General features: G+C 72.2%; 17 protein-coding genes. 11 read left to right on the top strand and 6 right to left on the bottom strand.

Going from position 1 to position 22,035, the window contains the following annotated elements; genetic code table 11:
* Window positions 1-882, bottom strand: a complete 882-nt coding sequence (locus PZB75_RS05455; RefSeq protein ID WP_275538597.1) for a class I SAM-dependent methyltransferase — start codon at window positions 880-882, stop codon at window positions 1-3.
* Between the two features lie 484 nt (window positions 883-1,366).
* Here PZB75_RS05455 and rpsA point away from each other — a divergent pair, with 484 nt between their 5' ends.
* On the top strand, window positions 1,367-2,884 hold the full coding sequence (gene rpsA / locus PZB75_RS05450) for a 30S ribosomal protein S1 (RefSeq protein WP_275534147.1): 1,518 nt from the start codon (window positions 1,367-1,369) through the stop codon (window positions 2,882-2,884).
* Window positions 2,885-2,992: 108 nt separating this feature from the next.
* Here the strand turns inward: rpsA and PZB75_RS05445 are convergent, their stop codons facing one another.
* Window positions 2,993-3,970: a right-handed parallel beta-helix repeat-containing protein gene (locus PZB75_RS05445; RefSeq protein ID WP_275538596.1), complete on the bottom strand. Its 978-nt coding sequence runs from the start codon at window positions 3,968-3,970 to the stop codon at window positions 2,993-2,995.
* Between the two features lie 540 nt (window positions 3,971-4,510).
* On the opposite strand from PZB75_RS05445, the gene PZB75_RS05440 reads away from it, so the two are divergent.
* The 4 genes from PZB75_RS05440 (at window position 4,511) to PZB75_RS05425 (ending at window position 7,413) form a co-directional block, all read left to right on the top strand.
* Window positions 4,511-5,449: a PAC2 family protein gene (locus PZB75_RS05440; RefSeq protein ID WP_275534146.1), complete on the top strand. Its 939-nt coding sequence runs from the start codon at window positions 4,511-4,513 to the stop codon at window positions 5,447-5,449.
* A 235-nt stretch (window positions 5,450-5,684) separates the two neighbouring features.
* A complete protein-coding gene (gene coaE, locus PZB75_RS05435) occupies window positions 5,685-6,287 on the top strand; it encodes a dephospho-CoA kinase (protein WP_275534145.1) in 603 nt (200 codons plus the stop codon).
* A gap of 81 nt (window positions 6,288-6,368) precedes the next feature.
* Window positions 6,369-6,737 (top strand): tetratricopeptide repeat protein, encoded by a 369-nt coding sequence (locus PZB75_RS05430; RefSeq protein ID WP_275534144.1) that lies wholly within the window; start codon window positions 6,369-6,371, stop codon window positions 6,735-6,737.
* 67 nt (window positions 6,738-6,804) lie between these two features.
* Window positions 6,805-7,413 (top strand): hypothetical protein, encoded by a 609-nt coding sequence (locus PZB75_RS05425; protein ID WP_275534143.1) that lies wholly within the window; start codon window positions 6,805-6,807, stop codon window positions 7,411-7,413.
* A gap of 89 nt (window positions 7,414-7,502) precedes the next feature.
* Here PZB75_RS05425 and PZB75_RS05420 read toward each other — a convergent pair whose 3' ends face one another.
* On the bottom strand, window positions 7,503-7,847 hold the full coding sequence (locus PZB75_RS05420; RefSeq protein ID WP_275534142.1) for a hypothetical protein: 345 nt from the start codon (window positions 7,845-7,847) through the stop codon (window positions 7,503-7,505).
* Window positions 7,848-8,108: 261 nt separating this feature from the next.
* On the opposite strand from PZB75_RS05420, the gene PZB75_RS05415 reads away from it, so the two are divergent.
* From PZB75_RS05415 to PZB75_RS05400, 4 genes are all read left to right on the top strand, one after another.
* Window positions 8,109-9,077, top strand: coding sequence for a slipin family protein (locus tag PZB75_RS05415; RefSeq protein WP_275538595.1), 969 nt, complete (start codon window positions 8,109-8,111; stop codon window positions 9,075-9,077).
* A 311-nt stretch (window positions 9,078-9,388) separates the two neighbouring features.
* Window positions 9,389-12,340, top strand: a complete 2,952-nt coding sequence (locus PZB75_RS05410) for a DEAD/DEAH box helicase (protein WP_275534141.1) — start codon at window positions 9,389-9,391, stop codon at window positions 12,338-12,340.
* Window positions 12,337-13,644 (top strand): SWIM zinc finger family protein, encoded by a 1,308-nt coding sequence (locus PZB75_RS05405; protein WP_275534140.1) that lies wholly within the window; start codon window positions 12,337-12,339, stop codon window positions 13,642-13,644. The genes PZB75_RS05410 and PZB75_RS05405 overlap by 4 nt, the downstream gene beginning before the upstream one ends.
* Before the next feature lie 270 nt (window positions 13,645-13,914).
* The gene (locus PZB75_RS05400; protein ID WP_275534139.1) at window positions 13,915-16,020 is read left to right on the top strand and encodes an NB-ARC domain-containing protein; all 2,106 of its coding nucleotides are present in this window, start codon (window positions 13,915-13,917) and stop codon (window positions 16,018-16,020) included.
* Between the two features lie 145 nt (window positions 16,021-16,165).
* On the opposite strand, the gene PZB75_RS05395 is transcribed toward PZB75_RS05400, so the two are convergent.
* From PZB75_RS05395 to PZB75_RS05385, 3 genes are all read right to left on the bottom strand, one after another.
* Window positions 16,166-17,869: a translation initiation factor 2 gene (locus PZB75_RS05395; RefSeq protein ID WP_275534138.1), complete on the bottom strand. Its 1,704-nt coding sequence runs from the start codon at window positions 17,867-17,869 to the stop codon at window positions 16,166-16,168.
* 520 nt (window positions 17,870-18,389) lie between these two features.
* A complete protein-coding gene (locus PZB75_RS05390) occupies window positions 18,390-19,082 on the bottom strand; it encodes a peptidase (RefSeq protein ID WP_275534137.1) in 693 nt (230 codons plus the stop codon).
* Window positions 19,079-20,290: a pyridoxal phosphate-dependent aminotransferase gene (locus PZB75_RS05385; RefSeq protein WP_275534136.1), complete on the bottom strand. Its 1,212-nt coding sequence runs from the start codon at window positions 20,288-20,290 to the stop codon at window positions 19,079-19,081. Before PZB75_RS05385 ends, PZB75_RS05390 begins: the two co-directional genes overlap by 4 nt.
* Before the next feature lie 67 nt (window positions 20,291-20,357).
* Here PZB75_RS05385 and PZB75_RS05380 point away from each other — a divergent pair, with 67 nt between their 5' ends.
* Window positions 20,358-21,053 (top strand): helix-turn-helix domain-containing protein, encoded by a 696-nt coding sequence (locus PZB75_RS05380; RefSeq protein ID WP_275534135.1) that lies wholly within the window; start codon window positions 20,358-20,360, stop codon window positions 21,051-21,053.
* Between the two features lie 467 nt (window positions 21,054-21,520).
* Window positions 21,521-21,955: a cupin domain-containing protein gene (locus PZB75_RS05375; RefSeq protein ID WP_275538594.1), complete on the top strand. Its 435-nt coding sequence runs from the start codon at window positions 21,521-21,523 to the stop codon at window positions 21,953-21,955.
* The last annotated feature ends 80 nt before the right edge of the window (window positions 21,956-22,035 follow it).

Genomic DNA, 22,035 nt, shown 5'->3' with positions numbered 1-22,035 from the left:
TCAGTCTCGTACGCAGACGAAGATCGCGGTCCCCGGGATCAGATTTCCGCGCAGCGGCGACCAGCCTCCCCACTCCTGGCCGTTCCAGGCGGGCCACTCCGGTTCGACCAGGTCGACCAGCCGGAAACCGCCCGCCACCACGTCCCGTACCCGGTCACCGAGCGTCCTGTGGTGCTCGACGTACACGGCAGAGCCCCGCTCGTCCTGTTCGACGTACGGGGTGCGGTCGAAGTAGGAGGCGGCGACCGAGAGCCCTTCGGGCCCCGGCTCGTCCGGGAACGCCCAGCGGATCGGGTGGGTCACCGAGAACACCCAGCGGCCCCCGGGCCGCAGCACCCGGCGCACCTCGCGGAACACCCGCACCGGGTCCGCGACGAACGGCACCGCGCCGTACGCCGAGCAGGCCAGGTCGAAGGAGCCGTCGCGGAACGGCAGCGCCCCGGCGTCCGCCTCCACCAGCCGCACCCGGCCACGGCCGTCACCACCATGCCCATCTGCCCCACCGGCCCCATCTGCCCCATCGGATTCGGCGGATTCGGCGGTTCCGACGCTGTCGATCCGCAGGGCGTGCTGGAGCTGGCGGTGCGAGAGGTCGAGGGCCACCGGGCGGGCGCCCCGGGCGGCCAGCCAGCGCGAGCACTGGGCGGCGCCCGCGCCGATCTCCAGGACGTCCAGCCCGGACAGCGAGTCCGTGGGGCCCAGCAGCCCGGCCTCTGCCTCGTCCAGCCCCTCCGGCCCCCAGACGAACCGGTCGTCGCCGAGGAAGCCGCCGTGGTCGCTCTGGTACTCGTCGGCGTTCCGGTCCCACCAGCCGCGGCTGGCCCGGCTGCTCTCCGTCTCGCCGGTGATCCGACGGGTCGCTTCCGGTTCGGCCTCGTACATGTCTTGGCTCATCGTGTCCGTCGTTGTAGTTTGCCTACATCCCGCCGCGGGGTGTACGTACCTGGTGGTCCCGCGGTCCTCGTCGGAACGCCCCGGACCCGAACCGGGTCCGGAAGATCTCCGCGGATCTCGCCGTACGGTTCCGTACGCCCCCGCGTACGGGAGCGGGCGCGGTGCCGCCGGGGCCGACACGGCCCGGACGGGCATGAGTTGTGCCGGGCACGGGTGAATCCACCCCGGGCGCGTGCCGTCGTGCATTGACCCTGTCCGGCTGCCCCCGTATGCTACAAGTTGCGTCGCGAGCCTGCGCGCCTCAGACCTAGCAGGCCGCGCTTGCGTCTGTCGTATGTCCCCTCGGTTGTCGAGGCACTGCCCGTTCCACGGGTCCGGTGCTTCCCAGGCTGTCCGGCTTCTGCAGAGGCGATACGGGCTCTCGGCGTAGCAGTACCTACGACTCACTGTCCGTACCGGAGCCCTTTCCCACATGACGAGCAGCACCGAGACCACCTCTACCACCCCGCAGGTAGCGGTCAACGACATCGGTAACGAGGAAGCCTTCCTCGCCGCGATCGACGAGACGATCAAGTACTTCAACGACGGCGACATCGTCGACGGCGTCATCGTGAAGGTCGACCGGGACGAGGTCCTGCTCGACATCGGTTACAAGACCGAAGGTGTCATTCCTTCACGCGAGCTGTCGATCAAGCACGACGTCGACCCGAACGAGGTCGTCAAGGTCGGCGACGAGATCGAGGCCCTTGTTCTCCAGAAGGAGGACAAGGAAGGCCGTCTCATCCTGTCCAAGAAGCGTGCGCAGTACGAGCGCGCCTGGGGCACGATCGAGAAGATCAAGGAAGAGGACGGGATCGTCACCGGTACCGTCATCGAGGTCGTCAAGGGTGGTCTCATCCTCGACATCGGCCTCCGTGGCTTCCTGCCGGCCTCCCTCGTCGAGATGCGCCGCGTCCGCGACCTCCAGCCCTACGTGGGCAAGGAGCTCGAAGCCAAGATCATCGAGCTGGACAAGAACCGCAACAACGTGGTCCTGTCCCGCCGTGCCTGGCTCGAGCAGACCCAGAGCGAGGTCCGCCAGACCTTCCTCACGACCCTGCAGAAGGGCCAGGTCCGCTCCGGCGTCGTTTCCTCGATCGTCAACTTCGGCGCGTTCGTGGACCTCGGCGGCGTCGACGGTCTCGTGCACGTCTCCGAGCTTTCCTGGAAGCACATCGACCACCCCTCCGAGGTTGTCGAGGTCGGCCAGGAGGTCACCGTCGAGGTTCTCGACGTGGACATGGACCGCGAGCGTGTCTCCCTGTCGCTCAAGGCGACGCAGGAAGACCCGTGGCAGCAGTTCGCCCGGACGCACCAGATCGGTCAGGTCGTCCCCGGCAAGGTCACCAAGCTCGTTCCCTTCGGCGCGTTCGTGCGTGTCGACGAGGGCATCGAGGGCCTGGTGCACATCTCCGAGCTGGCCGAGCGCCACGTGGAGATCCCGGAGCAGGTCGTCCAGGTCAACGACGAGATCTTCGTCAAGGTCATCGACATCGACCTTGAGCGTCGTCGCATCAGCCTCTCGCTGAAGCAGGCCAACGAGTCGTTCGGTTCCGACCCGGCCTCGGTCGAGTTCGACCCGACCCTGTACGGCATGGCCGCGTCCTACGACGACCAGGGCAACTACATCTACCCCGAGGGCTTCGACCCCGAGACCAACGACTGGCTCGAGGGTTACGAGACCCAGCGCGAGGCCTGGGAGACCCAGTACGCCGAGGCGCAGTCGCGCTTCGAGCAGCACCAGGCTCAGGTCATCAAGTCCCGCGAGGCCGACGAGGCCGCCGCTGCCGAGGGCGCTGCCGCCCCGGCCGCAGGCGCCCCGGCTGCCTCGGGCGGCAGCGGTGGCGGTGGCGGTTCGTACTCCTCGGAGTCCGCGGACAACTCCGGCGCCCTGGCGTCGGACGAGGCCCTCGCCGCACTGCGCGAGAAGCTGGCCGGCGGTCAGAGCTGACGCTCCGACCCCAGCCGGTGACCGGCTGAGGTAGTTGTGTGAGGCCCGTTCCCTTCGGGGGGCGGGCCTCACTCGTATGTACTCGTACGCGGTGAGGCCGGGCCGGTGCTACGGCGTGACCGTGATGTTGGTCAGGCCCCGGCCGCCGGTGACGGTGTTGCTCCCGTACACCGTGGTCACACAGTTCGGGCCGCTGTTGGTGACATTGACGGCGAGCCGCTTGTCGCCCGTGGCGCCGGTCAGGTCCGAGGTGTTGGCGCGGAAGACGGTGCCGCAGCCCCAGCCGCTCTGCTGGGTGTGGGTCTCGTAGCCGTTGTTGGTCGTACGGGAACCCTTGTTGCCCTCGACGAGGACGTTGTTGCCCTTCACGTCGACCCAGGAGTCGTCGTAGTTGGCACCGGTCAGTCCGCTGCCGTCGAAGGTGTTGCCGATGATCTGCGCGCCGGTCGTGCCCTCCTTGATGTCGACGTTCTCGCCGCCGACCCCGGGTCCGATGGTGTTGCCGATGATCCGCGCCCCGTCGCTGCGGTCGGAGAGGTCGCCCGCCGTGCCGACGTACACCCCCTCGCCCATGCCCCGGCCGTTGTGGCCGGTGTCGTACACACGCGAGTTCTCCAGGACGGCGTTCCTGCTGGAGGTGCGGAAGTGCACCCCCTCCATGTCGAGATCGTGCACGGTCACCGAGTCGATCACCACGTTGTCGGCGGCGTCCGTCACGATGCCCTTCTGGCCGCCGGTGACGGTGATGCCACGGACCGTCCAGTTGGAGGCGCCGTTCAGGTGCAGCCCGTAACCACCGCCCGCCCTCAGGATCGCCGCGGACGAGCCGGTGAGGGTGATCCGCGCGGAGGTGGTGCCGGGCACGGTGGCCTTGAAGTTGCCGGTGTAGGTGCCGTCCGCGAGATGAATGGTGGCGCCGGGCGTGACCGAGGTCAGGACCGACTTGAGCTGCTTGGCGGTGGTCACCTCGATGACGGCCGCCGATGCGCCGGTGGCGGGAGCGGGACGCCCGGTGCCGGCGAAGGCCGTTCCGGTGGTGGCGAGCGCCGCGGCCAGCAGGGCGGGGAGCAGCGTGCGGGTGCGCATGGGGGGAGCCATGGGGAGCCTTCTCGTCGTGGGGTGAGGGCGGTTCGCGGGTTCGTACGGTGGGGCGCGCGTACGGCGGGTGGGGCGGCCCGGCCCCGGACCGCTGATCAGGGACGGTAGGGAGTGGGTGTGGGCATGTCAAGGTCTGGACCAGGCGTCGGAGCCGTGGGCCGGTGACCGCCTCCGGCCCGGGGATGTGGCGACGGGTCGGAGGCGGCTTCCGTCGCGTACTCGACGGGAGCGTCCGTGAGGTGGGGGATCTCAGGGAGCGGGAATTGCCCGGGGAGGGGGAATGCGTGTGCCGCGCGGGACGTTCTCCCTGGTGCCGCTCCCGGCAAGCCTCGCCCCATCGCGCCGCCCAGCACGCACGCTCGCCGCGTTGGCCAGAAGCCCTGGTGGCTCCTCCCTCAAGGTCCTGAGGACCAGGGGGGACCCCCTCCAGAACTTCCGGCCGCCTTGCGATCGCACGCACCGGACGACGCTCCTCCCGGGCGAACAATGCCGGGAGCGGCACCAGGAACACGAGGAGGAGCGGTAACCGTGCTTGATCCGCAGAGTCTGTACGAATGGGAGCCGAAGGGCCTGGCAGTCGTCGACATGGCGCTGGCTCAGGAGTCGGCCGGCCTGGTCATGCTCTACCACTTCGACGGATACATCGACGCGGGAGAGACCGGCGAGCAGATCGTGGACGGGGTGCTCGAAACACTTCCGCACCAGGTCGTCGCCCGCTTCGACCACGACCGGCTCGTCGACTACCGCGCCCGGCGCCCCCTGCTGACCTTCCGGCGCGACCGCTGGTCGGCGTACGAGGTCCCCACCCTCGACGTCCGGGTCGTCCAGGACGCCACCGGGGCGCCCTTCCTGCTGCTGTCCGGGCCCGAACCCGATGTGGAGTGGGAGAGGTTCGCCGCCGCCGTCGAGCAGATCGTCGAGCGCCTCGGGGTCCGGCTCACCGTCAACTTCCACGGCATCCCGATGGGCGTCCCGCACACCCGTCCGGTCGGCATCACCCCGCACGGCAACCGCACGGACCTGATGCCCGGTCACGTCAGCCCCTTCGACGAGGCCCAGGTCCCCGGTTCCGCCGAGGCGCTGATCGAGTACCGGCTGATGGAATCCGGCCACGACGTCGTCGGTGTCGCCGCCCATGTGCCCCACTACGTCGCCCGCTCGTCCTACCCGGACGCGGCCCTCACCGCCTTGGAGGCGGTCACGGCCGCGACCGGGCTGGTCCTGCCCAGCATCGCCCACGCGCTGCGCACCGAGGCACACCGCACCCAGACCGAGATCGACCGGCAGATCGGCCAGGGCGACGAGGAACTGGTCTCGCTCGTCGAGGGACTTGAGCACCAGTACGACGCCGTCGCCGGCTCGGAGACCCGTGGCAACCTCGTGGCGGAACCGGTCGACCTGCCGTCCGCCGACGAACTCGGGCGCGAGTTCGAGCGGTTCCTCGCCGAGCGGGAGGGCGACGCCTGACCGGCGGTCGCCAGGAATCCGGGCGAGTGACAGGACGGCGCGCCGGCCGGGCGGCAGCGTTCGTGGCGGTGGTCCGGGCGGCAGTGTTCGTGCCGACGGTCCGGGCGGCGACTTTCCGGGCCGTGGTCCGGACGGCAGAGTCCTGGTCCGCGAACCGGACGACAGCGTTCGTGCGCCCGGTCCGGACGACGGCCTTCGGGCCCGGGGGCCGGACGACAGCCCGTAGGCTGCGGTCATGCTGAAAGTGGGCCTGACCGGTGGGATCGGCGCCGGCAAGAGCGAAGTGTCGCGGCTGTTCGCCTCGTACGGCGCGGTGCTGATCGACGCCGACCGCATCGCACGTGAGGTCGTGGAGCCCGGAACCCCCGGGCTCGCGGCGGTGGTCGAGGCATTCGGCGCGGACGTTCTCACCGACGACGGCACGCTGGACCGCCCGAAGCTCGGGTCGATCGTCTTCGCCGACCCCGACCGCCTCGCCGCACTCAACGCCATCGTCCACCCACTGGTCCGCGCCCGGTCCGCGGCGCTGGAACGGGCGGCGGACCTGGACTCGGTCGTCGTCCACGACGTCCCGCTGCTCACGGAGAACGGTCTGGCCCCGCTGTACGACCTGGTCGTCGTGGTCGACGCGGCCCCGCGGACCCAGCTCGACCGGCTGGTGGGGCTGCGCGGGATGACGGAGTCCGAGGCACGCGCGAGAATGGCCGCACAGGCGACGCGCGAGCAGCGTCGCGCCGTAGCCGACCTGGTGATCGACAACGACGGACCGCTGGAGGCGCTGGAGCCACGGGTTCGCGAGGTCTGGTCGCAACTGCGGGACCGGGCCGCCCCGCGCTGAACCGGTGCGTGGAACGCGCTGCGTGGAATGCCGTCACCGGTTCGAGCGTTCTCCCTGTGAGCCTGAGGGAAGGACGCGACCGTGCCCGAGACCAACCCGGAAACCCATGTCATCGACTTTCGCGCGGCCGAACAACTGCTGGCGGCGCGTGACCCGCGGGGAGCGGTCAAGCTGCTGGACTCCGTGATCGGGGCGCACCCCGAGAACACGGCCGCCCGGCTGCTGCGGGCCCGTGCCTTCTTCGCCGCCGCTCAACTGCGTCCCGCCGAGCTGGAGTTCGAGCTGGTCCTGGAGCGTGAGCCGGACAACGCGTTCGCGCACTTCGCGCTGGCCCGCACCTTTCAGCGGGCCGGCCGTCCGGAACAGGCGACCCGTCACTTCAGGCTGGCCGCCGCGCTCGACCCGAACCCGGAGTACCTGACGGCGGCGCGCTTCGACGAAGGCGGCTGACGCCTCGGGGACGGGGCGGTTCTCCGTACCTCCTCGCGTCGTTCCCGCGGTGGTACGGGGCCGGCCGGTGCTGTTGCCGGCCGTCCCCGTCCCCGTCCTCGTCCTTGGCCCGGGCCGGCTCGTCCTCGTACCGGAGAGATCCGCCGGAACCGGGGACTCTGCCGGTGGCGGCGGATACCGTGGTACGCACAGCGGCACGGTCGACGAGGGGACGGTCGCGGTGGAAGCGGAGTTGGTGGCGCTGGCGGCATCGGGGGCCTCGGTGCTCGTCCATCAGATGGTGACGGACGGCTGGGCGCACGCCCGTGACCGGCTGGTCTCGCTCTTCACGCGTGGTGATGCCACGCCGGAGGAAGAGGAAGCCGTGGCGGGGGAGTTGGAGACCGCTCGCGGTGAGCTCTCCTCGGCGCGGGACAGCGGTGACGACGAGCTGGCCAGGGACGTCGAAGCGGAGTGGCGTACGCGGCTGCGCCGCAGGCTCGCCGCCGATCCATCGGCGGCGGCCCGGCTCCGGTCCGTCCTGGCGGAGCTGGAGGAGAGCGGTCCGGCCCGCCGGACCGGGGACGTGCACAACTCGGTCGGTGGCAACGCCCGGGTCGGTGGGCCGGTGATCCAGGCGGGGGACGTCGGCTCGCTGCACATCGGCGGCCAGGGCCAGGCCGTGTCCGACGCGTAGTGGCCCCTGTCCGGCGCATGACGCCGCCGGTCCCTGGGCGTCCGCCGAGCGTGTGACGGGGTCGCCTGCTCGACGGACGGTGCGGAGCGTCAGTGGACGATGGTGTAGCTGCGCCACAGCGGGTCGTTGTGCGCGTTGTTGTCGGTGAGGGTGGTGGCCACATAGGCCACTCCCCGTCCCGAGCAGTCGGGTGTGGTGTACAGGATGACGTCGACCAGGGTGCCGTTGGTGACCTCCGTGGCACCGGGGTCCAGACGGTGGCATCCCCGGACGGACGGGCTGTCGACCTGGATGACCTTGTCCTGGTCGGTCTTGTAGATGATCGGTCCGACCGCGTTGCGTCCGAGGCCGGAACAGCCCGCGAGGGCCAGGGTCAGTAGCGTCGAGCCGGCTGCGATACCGAGACGGCGGTGACGGCGATCGGTCACGGACATGGGCGGGTCCTCGTCTGTCTCGTCCGGCCACGGGGGCGTGCTGACGCTGGCCACCCTGCCCGCTCGGCGGATCACCGGCATCCCGTGGGCGGCCGGGTGGGCGTACGCCGCGCGGCGTACGGGGGACGTGTCGGGCAGGGGCGCGCCGTCGGCCGTTCGACCATTGCCCATATCGGGCATACCGTGGTATTGGCGCCTTGGTGAAGGCGCTCGCGGATGTCATGTGATGTCCCGGATGTCGACGGATGTCAGGGGATCGTGATGGGTCTGGTGCTGGTGATCGTGGTGGCGGCGCTGATCGGCGTCGGCCTGCTCTGCACAGCGGCTGCGGCGAGAATCGTCAAACAGTACGAACGGGGTGTGGTCCTGCGGTTCGGCCGGCTCCGCCGCGGGGTGCGCGGGCCGGGATTCACCATGGTGGTTCCCGGAGTCGACCGGCTGCACAAGGTCAACATGCAGGTCGTGACGATGCCCGTCCCCGCGCAGGACGGGATCACGCGCGACAACGTGACGGTGCGGGTGGACGCCGTCATCTACTTCAAGGTCGTCGACCCGGCGAGTGCGGTCATAGAGGTGGAGGACTACGGCTTCGCGGTGTCCCAGATGGCGCAGACCTCGCTGCGCTCGATCATCGGCAAGAGCGACCTGGACGACCTGCTCTCCAACCGGGAGAAGCTCAACCAGGGACTCGAATTGATGATCGACAGCCCGGCGGTGGGGTGGGGCGTGCAGATCGACCGGGTGGAGATCAAGGACGTCTCGCTGCCGGAGTCGATGAAGCGTTCCATGGCGCGGCAGGCCGAGGCGGACCGGGAACGGCGTGCCCGGGTGATCAACGCGGACGCCGAACTGCAGGCGTCCAAGAAGCTCGCCGGGGCCGCGGAACAGATGTCCACCCAGCCGGCCGCTCTCCAGCTGCGGCTGTTGCAGACGATGGTGGCGGTCGCCGCGGAGAAGAACTCCACGCTGGTGCTGCCCTTCCCGGTGGAACTGCTGCGGTTCCTGGAGCGGGCGCAGCTGCCGTCGGGATCTCCCGAGCGGGCGGAGGCACCGGGACAGGAGGCGGTGCCGTCGCGGGCGGGTACCTCCGGCGATGCCTCCGCGGCGGAGCCGGCGCCCGGCCCCGCCCCCGGCCCGGACTCTCGCGCCGGCGCCGACTCCGAGGCGGATTCCGGCCCCGGTCGCCCGGCTGGGGCCGCCTCGGCCGACAGGCATCTGACCAGTCACTGACCGCTTCTCCTCCACCGGCCCTGAGCTGCGGGAACACCGCGCCGGGGCCGGTTGTCGGACCTCCCGCCCAAGGGCTGTCCCGCGATCCGTGGTGGATCAGCGTGCGGCGTCGGATGCGGTGCGTCGCAAGGCGGAGGAGCGTCCGCGTACTGGATGTACGGGGACGTTCCCACAACGCCGCGAGGCGCCGTAGCTGTCGTCGCACGCCCACCAGGGACTGCGGGACAGCCCTTAGACTCGCGAACCAGAAGGAAACAGAAGGAACCGGGAATCAGCGAGCGGGACGAGTCCGCGAAGGCGGGGAGGGGACGATGGCCGTGGCACAGCAGGACCCGCGGGACATCGCCGACGGCCGCCTCATGCGCCGCGCGGCGGTGTTCCTGCCCGCGAGGCTGCCGAGGGACGGGCAGGTCGCCTTCTGGGACCCGGAGGACCTGGGCAGCCGTGAGGGGCAGGGGAGTCCGGAAGGTGTCGAGGGTCCCGGCCGGACCGGTGAGCTCACGGTCGTCCGCCGGCACGGTACGGACGGCGTCCGTCGTCGTACGGTCTCCGCCGTGCTGCTGCCGGTCGCCGAGGCCGTGCCGTTGCTGGCCCGTGCCAGGCACCGGGCGACGGCGCACCCCGCCACCCGGTGCCTGGGCGCCGCCACCCTGCACGCCCTCAACCTCGTGGCGCGGGGCAGGCTGCTGCCCGGACTGACGGCCGACGACCACGACGCCTGGCGGGCCGGGCCACGGGACGCGGAGGACGTGGCCCATCTGCGGGCCATCGCCGCCGCCCTGCCTCCCGAGGGCCACGCCGTCCCGTTGCCGGACCACACACCGCTCCGGGTCCCCGAGCCCGAGGCGCTGCTCGGTTCCTTCCTCGACGCGGTGGCCGACACACTGCCCCGCACCCCGGCCGCCCCCCATGCGATGGGCGCTCCGTACGCCGCCCGCGAGGCGCAGCATCTGCCGGGGGCCCGCGAATGGGCCGTGGAGGTCGCAGCCGGACTGGACGCCGGGGTGCGGGTGTCGCTCCGGCTGGACCTCTCGGCGTACGACCTCTTCGACGCCTCGGACATGTCCGACGACGCCTCGGAGGTGCCCGACGCGTCCACCCGGTCCGGCGGGTCCGGTCACGCCCACGCGGGACCGTCCGGCGACCGTGGGGCCCGGCATGCCGCCGCTGCCGTCGTGCAGGTGCACAGCCTCGCCGATCCGACCCATGTGGTCGATGCCGCCGAACTCCGGGACGGCGGGGCGGGGGACCCGTTCGGCCCCCGGGCGGGGGTCGACGCCGCACTGTCACTGCGCCGGGCCGCCCGGGTCTGGAGCCCGCTGGAGCGGCTGCTGGAGCAGCCGGTTCCCGACGTCCTCCCGCTCAGCGAGGACGAGCTGTACGAGTTGCTGGGCGACGCCGGGGCCCGGCTGGCGTCGGCCGGGGTCGCCGTGCACTGGCCGAGGGAGCTGGCCCGCTCGCTCACCGCCACCGCCGTCGTGCGCCCGGCCCCCGGATCGGCCACCGACGGCACCTCGTTCTTCGACGCCGAGCAGCTGTTCGCCTTCAACTGGCAGCTGTCCCTCGGCGAGGACCGGCTCACCGAGGCGGAGATGGACACCCTGGCGGAGGCGCACCGCCCGGTCGTCCGGCTGCGGGACCAGTGGGTCGTCGTCGACCCCGCTCTCGTACGCAAGGCGCGCAAGCGTGAACTCGGCCTGCTGGACCCCGTGGACGCTCTCGCGGTCGCCCTCACCGGCACCGCCGAGGTCGACGGGGAAGAGGTCGAGGCGGTGCCGGTCGGCGCCCTCGCCGCCCTCCGCGAACGCATCCTCACGGACGACGACACGATCGCCCCGCCGCCCGGCCTCCACGCCACCCTGCGGGACTACCAGCTGCGCGGTCTGGCCTGGCTGGACCGGATGACCTCGCTCGGACTCGGCGGCTGCCTCGCCGACGACATGGGCCTCGGCAAGACGATCACGGTCATCGCGCTCCACCTGCGTCGCGCGCACACCGCGCCGACCCTGGTGGTCTGCCCCGCCTCCCTGCTCGGCAACTGGCACCGGGAGATCAACCGCTTCGCCCCCGGGGTGCCCGTACGCCGGTTCCACGGCGCCGACCGCACCCTGGCCGGCCCGGACGGCGGCTTCGTCCTCACCACCTACGGCACGATGAGGTCGAGCGCGGCGCAGCTCGCCGAGCACGGCTGGGGCCTGGTCGTCGCGGACGAGGCGCAGCACGTGAAGAATCCGCACTCCTCCACGGCGAAGGCGCTGCGCACCATCCCGTCCCCCGCCAGGGTCGCCCTCACCGGTACCCCCGTCGAGAACAACCTCTCCGAGCTGTGGGCGCTGCTCGACTGGACGACGCCCGGTCTGCTCGGCCCGCTCAAGGCGTTCCGGTCCCGCCACGCCCGCATCGTCGAGAACACCGGCACGGCGGCCGGTCTCGGCAACGACGAGGCGGTCGAACGGCTCTCCCGGCTGGTCCGGCCGTTCCTCCTGCGGCGCAAGAAGTCCGATCCGGGCATCGCCCCCGAGCTGCCGCCCAAGACGGAGACCGACCACCCCGTCTCCCTCACCCGGGAACAGGCCACGCTGTACGAGGCCGCGGTGCGCGAGACCATGGCGTACATCGAGGCGTCCGAAGGCATCGCCCGCCGAGGACTGATCATGAAGCTGCTGGCCTCGCTCAAACAGATCTGCAACCACCCCGCGCAGTACCTGAAGGAGGAACCGACCCGCCTCGACGGGCGGTCCGGCAAGCTCGCCCTGCTCGACGAACTCCTCGACGCCATCCTCGCGGAGGAGGGCTCGGTCCTGATCTTCACCCAGTACGTGACGATGGCCCGCATCCTCTCCGCACACCTCACCGCCCGCGCCGTCCCGTCCCAGCTCCTGCACGGCGGCACCCCGGTGGCCGAACGGGAACGCATGGTGGACCGCTTCCAGGCCGGTGAGACGCCGGTCTTCCTGCTCTCCCTCAAGGCGGCCGGGACCGGACTGAACCTCACCCGGGCCGCGCACGTCATCCACTACGACCGCTGGTGGAACCCCGCGGTCGAGGAGCAGGCCACCGACCGCGCCTACCGCATCGGCCAGACCCAGCCCGTGCAGGTCCACCGGCTGATCGCGGAGGGCACGGTCGAGGACCGGATCGCGGAACTGCTGGAGTCCAAGCGGGTCCTGGCCGACGCGGTGCTCGGCTCCGGTGAGACGGCCCTGACCGAACTCAGCGACCACGACCTGGCCGACCTCGTCTCGCTCCGGAGGCCGTCATGAGTCCCCGCGCCCAGCCCCGCAGCGGTACTCAGCAGCCGTCCGCCCGCTCCCGGCCGGGCCCCGACGACCTGCGGCGCACCTTCGAGGCCGTACCCCCGCGCGCACCGGGCGCTGACGGGCCCTTCGCGGACAGCTGGTGGGGACGGGCCTGGGTGACGGCGCTCGAAACGCTCTCCATGGACGAGGGCCGTCTCGACCGGGGCCGGGGATACGCCGACGAGGGCCACGTCGCCGCCGTCACCGTGACCCCCGGCCGGGTCGTCGCGTACGTGCACGGCAGCCGCCCTCGGCCGTACCGGGCGGAGCTGAGCCTGCGGGTCCTCTCCGACGACGACTGGGACACCTTCCTCGACGCGGTCGCCACCCGGCCCGGTCACCTCGCCGCCCTGCTCGGCAAGGAGATGCCGCACTCCCTCGTCGACACGGCCGCCGAGACCGGCATCAAACTGCTGCCCGCCCCCGACGACCTCGATCCGGTCTGTTCCTGCCCCGACCGGGGCCGCCCCTGCAAACACGTCGCCGCACTCTGCTACCAGACGGCCCGGCTGCTCGACACCGATCCGTTCGTGCTGCTGCTGATACGGGGCCGGGGCGAGCGCGAACTCCTGGACGAGCTGGGCCGCCGCAACGCGGCGCACTCCGCCCGCGAGCGTCCCGCCGCCCCCGAGACGCCCTCCGTCCCGGCCGCCGAGGCACTGGCCGGGCGCTTCCTCCCCCCGCTCCCCGCACCCCTTCCGGTGCCCGCCCACCCCGGTCAGCCGCCCTCGTACCCGGACCCGCCCGGTGCCCGCGCCCCGCTCTCCCTGGACCACCTGGCCATGGACGCGGCGGTCCGTGCCCGGACGATGCTGGCCACCGGGACCGATCCCCTCGCCGGGCTGAACGTCTGGCAGGACGCCGTCCGCCTGGCCGCGGCCCGCCCCACCGCGGGGCTCACCGCCACCACCCGCGCCCTCTACCGCGAACTGGCGTTCGCCACCGGCCGCAACCCCACCGACCTGGCCCGTGCCGTCGCCGCCTGGCGACAGGGCGGCGCCGAAGGACTCGCCGTACTGGAAGACCCCTGGGACCCGCCTGCCGGCCCCTTCGACCGTGCCCGGCCGCTGCTCGCCGCCGCCGACTTCCCCCGCTTCCAGCCCTGGCGCAACCACCTCACCCACCCCGGCGGGACGCTCCAGCTGCGCTTCGGCCACGACGGCCGCTGGTACGGCTACGAGTCCGATCCCGGCGAGGACGACTGGTGGCCGCGCGCCTCCCCCGATCCGGACCCGGTCGAGGCACTGACCGCCCTGTACGGCGGATGAACCGGACCTGATGCCTCCGGATCGCCGACCGGGGTCCAGGCCGCCTGAGGCCCCCGGACCGCCGAGGCTCCCGGACCGGGGGAGGGCCCGGACCGGGGGAGGGCCCGGACCGGGGGACCCGGCCCACCGGCCGAGGACCAGGGCGGGGAGGACCAGGGCGGGGAGGACCAGGACGCCGAGGACCAGGGCGGGGAGGTGTCCCGGATCGGCCGAGGTCCCGGATCGGCCGAAGCCGCTCCCTCTCGTGGGGGAGGTCGTTAGAGTTGCGCCGTGGGCGACGAGACGCGGAACACGGTCAGTGGGCAGGCCCGGATCGACACGGTCGTCCAGGCGGGACACATCGGCGAGTTGCACCACCATGTGCACATGGCGACGGCCGGGACCACGACGACCGAGACCCAGGTGACGCCCTATCAGGTCCCCCCGGAGATAAACCACTTCGAGGACCGTCAGGAGGAGCAGAGCCGGGTCCTGCGGGCCGTGGCCGACCGGCCGGGCGGCGGCTCGGGACCGCTCGTGGTCTCCCTCCGGGGCATCGGCGGAGTGGGCAAGACGACGCTCGCCTTCCGCCTCGCCCGCTCCTTGCGGGACCGCTGCCCCGACGGTGTCCTCTACGTCGACCTCGACGATCTGCGGCGGGACGGCGTGGTCGAGATCGCCGACGCGCTCGGTGAACTGCTGCGACCGCTCGGTGTCCGGCCGCCGTGGCTGGAGGAGTCCTTCGCCGGACGCGCCAAGCAGTACCTCACCCGTACCCGGGACAAACGCCTCGTCGTCGTCCTCGACAACGTCCGGTACGGCGCCGAGGCCGTCCCGCTGCTGCCCGCCTCCGCCGCGAGCGTGGTCGTGCTCGTCAGCCACGGATCGCTGTACGACATCGAGGGCGGCGCCGCGCTCGAACTGCCCCTGGGACCCCTCACCGACGAGCACGCCGTGGGACTGCTGCGACGCATCGTCGACGATCCCCGGCTCGACGCCGAACCCGAGGCCGTCGCCGAGCTGGCCCGGATCTGCGGCGGGCTGCCCGCGGCCCTCCAGGTCGGTGCCCAGTGGGTCCGCAAGCACCGCCGCCGCAGGCTCCCCCGGCTCCTCGGAGAACTCACCGCCGAACTGCGCGAAAGAGGGCTTCCCGTGGTCGAAGCGGTGTGGGACGCGGCCTACCGCGATGTGAGCCCGGAGGCACGCACCCTGTACCGACTGCTCGCCGTGCACCCGGCCCCGCATGTGACGGCCGACATCGCCGCGGCGCTCCTCGGCACGGGACCGGACTCCGCCGAGGACGCCCTGGAGGAACTGGAGTCGGCGGGCCTGCTGGAGGTCAGGGGCACGCAGCCGTCCCGGATGCACGGACTGCTCAGGGCCCACGCCGCCCGCTGCGCCAGGGAAGCGTCCGACGGAGAGGCGGCCGAGGGACGCGAACGCCTGGTCCGCTGGTACACACGCCAGGCGCAGCGGGCCGACGCGCTGGCCGCGGGTCCCCGGATGACCTTCGCAGAGCGGGTCGCGCCGCTCACCGGGGCGCCCGACGTCGAGTTCACGGCGAAGACGGACGCGCTGCGCTGGCTCGAAACGGAACGCCTCGCACTGCACGGCTGTGTCCGCACCGCCCACGCACACGGGATGGACGCCGAGGCGTGGGCCCTGTGCGAACCGTTGTGGACGCACTTCCTCGACCATCCGCACTACGCCGACACCCTCGACTCGTTCCGCACCGGGGCGGCGGCGGCCCTCCGGTCCGGTCATCTGCCCGCGCTGGTGCGGATGCGCTGCCAGCTCGCCCGGCCGTTGTGGGAGCAGCGGGCGTACGACGAGGCGCGGGACGAACTGGAGCAGGCGGTCCGTGCGACGGAGCTGTTCGGGGATGCGGAACAGCCCGCGCGGGAACGCAAGCTGCGTGCCTCCGCACTGGAGTTCCGGGGCAAACTGGCCTCGGTCCAGGGTGATTGGGCCGGGGCGGCCGTGGACTTCGAGGCATCCCTCCGCATCCACGCCGAGATCGGCAACGACTACGGCGTGCTCCTCCAGACGTATCTGCTCGGGCAGGCCGCGGCGGCGACCGGGGACCCGGCGCGGGCGACGGAACTGCTGGAGCGGGCCCACGCGATGGCCGGTGAGCAGAACCGTGCGCGCATGGCCTCACGTACCGGTTTCGAACTCGGCAGGGTACTGGCCCGCTTGGGCCGGACGGACCAGGCACGGGAGTTGTTCGACGCGGCGCTCGTCGGCGCCCGGGAGCGTGGGTCCGGCTTCGACGAGGCGCGGGTACGGGACGCGCTCGCGGCGCTCGACGAGGCGGTGGGGGACGAGGACGGCGCCCGGAGTCACCGCGAGGCGGCGCACACGATCCGCGCGGCGGGCGGCCAGCTCGACACCTGACCGCCTGACCGACTGGCTGGTTGACCGCTGACCGCTGACCGCTGACCGCTGACCGCTGACCGACTGACCGCTGACCGCTGACCGCTGACCGACTGACCGGTTGTCCGCTTGGGTGCGGGCTTCGGCGGTCCGGCACGGCGCCGGTTCAGACCTCGGTGTCCGCCTCGCCAGCCGATGCGACGGCCAGGCGGGCCTGGTAGCGGCGGCCCGCGATCTCGCACCGTACGACCGTGGGCAGCCACGGCGTCCGGGACCCGGTCCGGTCCGGATCACCGGGCGGCGGCTCCGGCCGGGCGGACAGCCAGGCGTGCACGGCGGACAGCACGGCGGCCGGGTCGGTGCGGATGACCAGCCCGGTCGCCGGGTCCCGGGACGGTTCGATACGGGCACTGAGCAGCGGCAGGCCGTGCCGTCCGACGATCCAGTGATCGGGTGCCAGGGCCACCGCCGCCGTACGGGTCCGGCCGGGGTGTGCGGCGAGGACATCGGCGGTCCAGCCCGCCGCCGTCCAGGTCACCCGGTGCGGGCCGGACGCGGTTCCCTCGCCGGCGGGCCGCCGGAAGAGCAGGCCCGCGCCCTGCGCGTGGCGGGCGGTTCCCCGGTCCAGCTCCACGGCGAGGTGGTGCACGTGCTCGTGCGGTTCGACGGTGACGGGATGGCGTACGACCCGTACGGTGTCGCCCTCGACACCCGCCCGCACGACGAAGGCGACGGGGGTCCGGGGGCGTGTCGGGGGGATGGGCAGCGGGCGGGCTTCGGCGGGAGTGTCCGGTGGGGTGAGCGCGAGCAGGGCGTACAACTCCTCGCGCAGCCGGTGCAGCGACCGGCCCCGTTCGGCGAAGGCGAGACCGGCCGCGACCGGGGCCGGAACGGCCAGGTCCACATCGCCGGGGGATTCCAACCGGGGCACCGAGGAGAGGAGTTCGGCCATCGGGGTACCGGGGATCAGCTCCGGTCCGCCGTCGCACGCGGCGACGAGCGGCCGCCCGACGGCGGCGGCGTACAGCGCCGTGGAGCCGTGGTCGGTGACGACGGCGTCCGCGGCCACGAGCAGCGCGGCCCATTCCTCGTACGGCCGGGCGAGCAGCAGTCCACCGTTGACGGCGGGTGCCAACTGCTCGTTCAGGTCGAAGACGCCGGGTGCGCTGTGCAGGTTCGGGTGGGCCAGCAGGGCGAGTTGGTACGCGTCGTGCGGGAGCTGTGCGACGAGCCTGGCGGGCAGCCCGGGGTGACGGGCCAGCAGCGAGTACGGGCCCCAGGTGGAGGTGAGCACGATCAGCCGGCGGTCGCCGGTGCCGAGGGCGGCGCGGTAGCTGTTCCGTCGGGGGAGCGAGGCCAGCAAACGGTCGAGGGTCGGATCGCCGATGACGGCGGCCCTGGTCGCCGCGGTGGGGCTGCCCGCGGTGAGGCGGTCGAGCTGGCTGGAGTGGGCGAGCGCGTGCAGTGCGGCGAGCGGGCGCCCGCCCGGGAGAAGCAGGCGCGGATCGAGACCGGACGCCGAACGGCCGGCTTCGGCGGCGGGCAACGCCTTGTTGTACCCGGCGCCGTGCGGGAACAGCACGCGCGGCCCGCGCAGTTCGTCGATCGCGCCCTTCGGGCTGGCCGCCAGTGTCAGCCCGGGGGAGATCATGCGGGCCTCGGCCCACGGGATGGTGCGGGCGCCCGCACGATCGATCGCGGCGAGCGCGTCGACGCCGAAGTCGGAGCCCGGGACGAGGGTGAAGCGGCGGCGGATGCGCTGATCCCCGGCGAAGACCGGAAGCACGTCCAGGAGCCGGTGGAGAGCGGTCGCGGAACGGGCGGCGAAGAGGACGGTCACTGCCTCGGCCTCATGGTCCTTCGCGGTCACGGTCCCGGGTTCGCGATCCGGAGCCGTCCCGACTCCGGTGCGGTCACCCGGTCCGGGTGCGGTCATCTCCTCGCGCCCGCGGTCCGCCGCGCTCACCGTAGCCACTCCGGAACGACGGCGACGGCGACGGTAACGCGCCTGTCCGGTCGCCGCCGCGCCACGGTTGCCGTTGCCGATACCGGCGCTGGTGCCGACGCCGGTACCGGATGCCGTGCCGGTGTGATGGCCGGTCGCGGGCGCTGTTCCGCCGACGTCGCGTGCGGTACGCGGAATGCCGTGTCCGGCCCGGGGGTGAGCCGGTGCGGCGACCGGTCAGGCGTGTCGCCGATCACGAGGCGCGGCGTCCGGCCGGGGACACCGTCCCCGTGGTGCGGGACGGCGGGCTCCGGACGGTTGGACGGCATGGGCGAGAGACTACCGCCGTCCCGGCCACGGGCCGGGACGGCCGGAACACGGCGGGGAAGGGGAGCGGGACGCGCCGGGTCGGAGGGTTCGAGCCGTCGGCGTGCTCCCGCACCCGTCACAGCACCGGGCGCCCGCCCCTGCCCCGTACCGCGGCCCTCGTCCATGACACACCCCGGCCGGCGAAGAAGCGGTCGAAGAGGGGCAGGGGGAGTTCCGCCGCCCGGGTCCCGGCCGTCGTGCCCGACGGGTTGTGGAAGTGCACACCGTCGCCGTCGGCCGTACGGGACGTCAGCAGCACCAGATGCCCGCCCCGGCCGGGTGCGGGGCGCTCCGGGTGTCTGATCCCGTAGTGCACCGAGGCCATCACGGCACGGCCGCCGTCCAGCAGACCGGGGATCTCCTCCACCGTGAGACGGCGGTGGACCGTCGCGTCGAGCCCGTGCACCTCATGCGCGTACTCCGCGAACGGGGCGTACACCAGTCCCCGGATCACTCCCTCGGCGTCCTCCGTGTACGCCCCGTACTTCAGCGCCCCGTCCCGCAGCGCGAACAGGGAAGGAACCGGCGGCGACGGTGCCGTCCCGCTGAGGCCCGACGGGTCCTCGGCGCCGCCGCCCAGCCCCATCCGCAGACACGTCATCCCGCACAGATGCCCCGCCCAGCGCGCGTACTCGGCGGGCGAGCCGGCGCCCGAGTCCGCCCACCCCGGATCGCCACCGGGATCGAACCCGCCCTCCACGATCGGCCCGACCAGTTCGGGCGTGGCGAACTGGGTGAGCACCGGAACACCGCAGGCGGGACAGGTCACTGGCGATATCCGTTCAGGAACCGGCCGATGCGGCTGATCGCCGCGTCCAGGTCGTCGGCGTACGGGAGAGTCAGGATGCGGAAGTGGTCGGGGCGCGGCCAGTTGAACCCGGTGCCCTGGACCACCTGGATCTTCTCACGCAGCAGCAGGTCCAGCACGAACCTCTCGTCGTCGACGATTGGGTGGACCTTCGGATCGATGCGCGGGAACGCGTACAGCGCCCCCTTGGGCTTCACGCACGACACGCCGGGAATCTCGTTCAGCCGCTCCCAGGCGCGGTTGCGCTGCTCGTGCAGTCTGCCGCCCGGCGCCACCAGTTCACGGATCGACTGCCGACCGCCGAGCGCCGCCTGAATGGCGTACTGCGCGGGCGCGTTGGGGCACAGCCGCATGGAGGCGAGGGTGGTCAGTCCCTCCAGATAGCCGCGGGCGTGCTGCCGCGGTCCGGAGACCACCATCCAGCCCGAACGGAACCCGGCCACCCGGTAGGTCTTCGACAGCCCGCTGAAGGTGAGGCAGACCAGGTCGGGGGCGAGGACGGCCACGCTGTGGTGCTCGGCGTCGTCGTAGAGGATCTGGTCGTAGATCTCGTCGGCCAGCACCATCAGACCGTGCCTGCGGGCCAGATCGAGGATGCCTTCCAGCACCTCGCGCGGATAGACCGCGCCGGTCGGATTGTTCGGATTGATGATGACGACGGCCCTGGTGCGGTCGGTGATCTTCGAGGCCAGATCGGCCAGGTCCGGGTTCCACTCCGCCGACTCGTCGCACGTGTAGTGCACGGCCTTGCCGCCCGCGAGGGTGACGACAGCGGTCCACAACGGGTAGTCGGGGGCGGGGATCAGCACCTCGTCGCCGTCCTCCAGCAGCGCCTGGATCGCCATGGAGATCAGCTCGGAGACCCCGTTGCCGAGAAAGATGTCGTCCACGTCGACATCGGGCAGACCGATGTCCTGGTAGCGCTGCGCCACCGCGCGGCGGGCCGAGAGGATGCCGCGTGAATCGCTGTAGCCATGGGCCTGCGGAAGCATCCGGATCATGTCCTGGACTATCTCCTCGGGTGCCTCGAAACCGAAGAGCGCCGGGTTGCCGGTGTTGAGGCGCAGCACGCTGTGGCCCGCCTCCTCAAGGGCGTTGGCGTGCTCGATGACCGGGCCCCTGATCTCGTAACAGACCTCGTCGAGCTTGCTGGACTGCCGGAACTCCATGCGTGGGCCTCCCCGGTCCGATTGCGTACTTGGTTTTACCAAGTTTGAGCTTGGAAAGTCCAACAACATGTCTAGACTGCCTCGCATGCCACGTCAGCAGCAGGCGGTACGCCGCCGGAGTTATGACCAGTTCTGCGCCGCCGCTCGCGCCCTCGATTCCGTCGGCGACCGGTGGACCCTGCTGATCGTCCGTGAACTGCTGGCGGGACCGCGGCGCTACACCGACCTGCACGCCGATCTCCCCGGGGTCAGCACGGACGTTCTCGCCTCCCGGCTCAAGGACATGGAGCAGGGCGGCCTCGCCACCCGCCGTCGCCTGCCGCCGCCGGCGGCCGCCTCGGTGTATGAACTGACCGAGCGGGGCCGGGCGTTGCTCCCCGTCCTCACGGCACTCGCCGCGTGGGGCGCGCCGGCGCTGACCGAGCGCCGCCCGACGGACGCGCTGCGCGCGCACTGGTTCGCGCTCCCGCTGCTCTCCGCCCTGGACGGCGTCAGCCAGGCCGGGGTGGTGGAAGTGCGCCTGGACGAAGGTGAGTTCCACGTCCGCACGGGCGGCGGTGAGCCGGGGGCGGGCGTCTACGGGTACGGACCCGCCACCCGGCCGGATGCCCTTCTCACCCTCGACGGCGAGATCTGCCTCGCGATCGGGCGGGGTGAGGTCACCCTCGCCGACGCGGTGAGGGACGGGCGGGCCGTGGTGGCCGGGGAGGGGCCGCTGGCGGCCGAGCTGCGTGGCGAACGCGGTGGTGGGGCCGGGAGGTGAGCCGGGGGCGGTGGACGCAGGGGCGTCCCATCGCTGTGGTCAGGTGATTCCGTGGCGGAACTCCCGGGTAGCGTGGGGGCATTTGAGTTGCCTGGGACGCGAAGGCTGAGGAGTGACGCATGAGGAAACCGAGCGACGACATACCGGAGGACAGGACCGAGGACAGGGCCACCGACGAGGTCGCCTACGGGGCCGCCGATGAGGTCTCCGGCGGAGCCGGGACCGTAGTGGAAAGCGGAGCCGGGACCGGAGCCGGCGGGGAGACGGGTGCCGGATTCGAGGGGACGATGTCCGCGGGAACCGCCGCGGGCGCGGCGACCGGAGCGGTCGGCGGACCGGGTGCGCCGACCGCCGGTGAGCGGGGTGTCGGGGCGACGGGCGGGCCGGTCGCCGGGGTCTGCGACGGACGGGGCGCCGGGGTCTGCTTAGCGGGGAAGCGGCACAGGGGACTACGCAGGGCCGCGCTCGTGGGCACCTGCGTGGCGGCACTGGGATTCATCCCGGCGTCCGCGTCCGCCGCTCCGGACGGTGGGGTGAGCGCCACCGTGCTGGCGAAGGGTACGTCCCCCGGCCGGCTGAAGGTGAAGACCCCGAGGGGGCGCACCGACGTCACCTTCCGTGAGATCACGATCCAGCCGGGCGGTTCCACCGGCTGGCACACCCATCGCGGCCAGCTGATCGTGGTCGTCAAGTCCGGCACTCTGACCCGGACCCTGGCCGACTGCTCGGTGGAGGTGGCGACCGCGGGGACGTCCTTCATCGAACCCGCCGGGGCCAGGAACCGCCACATCGGACAGAACCTCGGTACCGAGCCGGTCGTGCTCTGGGCGACCTATCTGCTGCCCGCCGGGAGCGAACTCGCCGAGGACACCGCCCCGGTGGGGTGCGGCGCGGGCAGGTAGGGCGCCGGACGCGCGCCGGTCGTCCGGCGTCGTGGGCGGGTGCTTCCCGATACGCGCCGAAGCCGGGGGCGGGTGTTCCC

Source organism: Streptomyces sp. AM 4-1-1 (assembly GCF_029167625.1).
GTDB lineage: Bacteria > Actinomycetota > Actinomycetes > Streptomycetales > Streptomycetaceae > Streptomyces.
Note: the sequence above shows the minus strand (reverse complement) of the source record. Positions and strands in the feature narration are given on the sequence as shown.

Bases quoted from the DNA above. Each gene is read 5' to 3' on its own strand.
- coaE (WP_275534145.1), top strand. From the start codon at position 5,685: ATGCTGAAAGTGGGCCTGACCGGTGGGATCGGCGCCGGCAAGAGCGAA.
- PZB75_RS05380 (WP_275534135.1), top strand. From the start codon at position 20,358: ATGTCTAGACTGCCTCGCATGCCACGTCAGCAGCAGGCGGTACGCCGC.
- PZB75_RS05405 (WP_275534140.1), top strand. From the start codon at position 12,337: ATGAGTCCCCGCGCCCAGCCCCGCAGCGGTACTCAGCAGCCGTCCGCC.
- PZB75_RS05445 (WP_275538596.1), bottom strand. From the start codon at position 3,970: ATGCGCACCCGCACGCTGCTCCCCGCCCTGCTGGCCGCGGCGCTCGCC.
- PZB75_RS05385 (WP_275534136.1), bottom strand. From the start codon at position 20,290: ATGGAGTTCCGGCAGTCCAGCAAGCTCGACGAGGTCTGTTACGAGATC.
- rpsA (WP_275534147.1), top strand. From the start codon at position 1,367: ATGACGAGCAGCACCGAGACCACCTCTACCACCCCGCAGGTAGCGGTC.
- PZB75_RS05415 (WP_275538595.1), top strand. From the start codon at position 8,109: ATGGGTCTGGTGCTGGTGATCGTGGTGGCGGCGCTGATCGGCGTCGGC.
- PZB75_RS05455 (WP_275538597.1), bottom strand. From the start codon at position 882: ATGTACGAGGCCGAACCGGAAGCGACCCGTCGGATCACCGGCGAGACG.
- PZB75_RS05410 (WP_275534141.1), top strand. From the start codon at position 9,389: ATGGCCGTGGCACAGCAGGACCCGCGGGACATCGCCGACGGCCGCCTC.
- PZB75_RS05420 (WP_275534142.1), bottom strand. From the start codon at position 7,847: ATGTCCGTGACCGATCGCCGTCACCGCCGTCTCGGTATCGCAGCCGGC.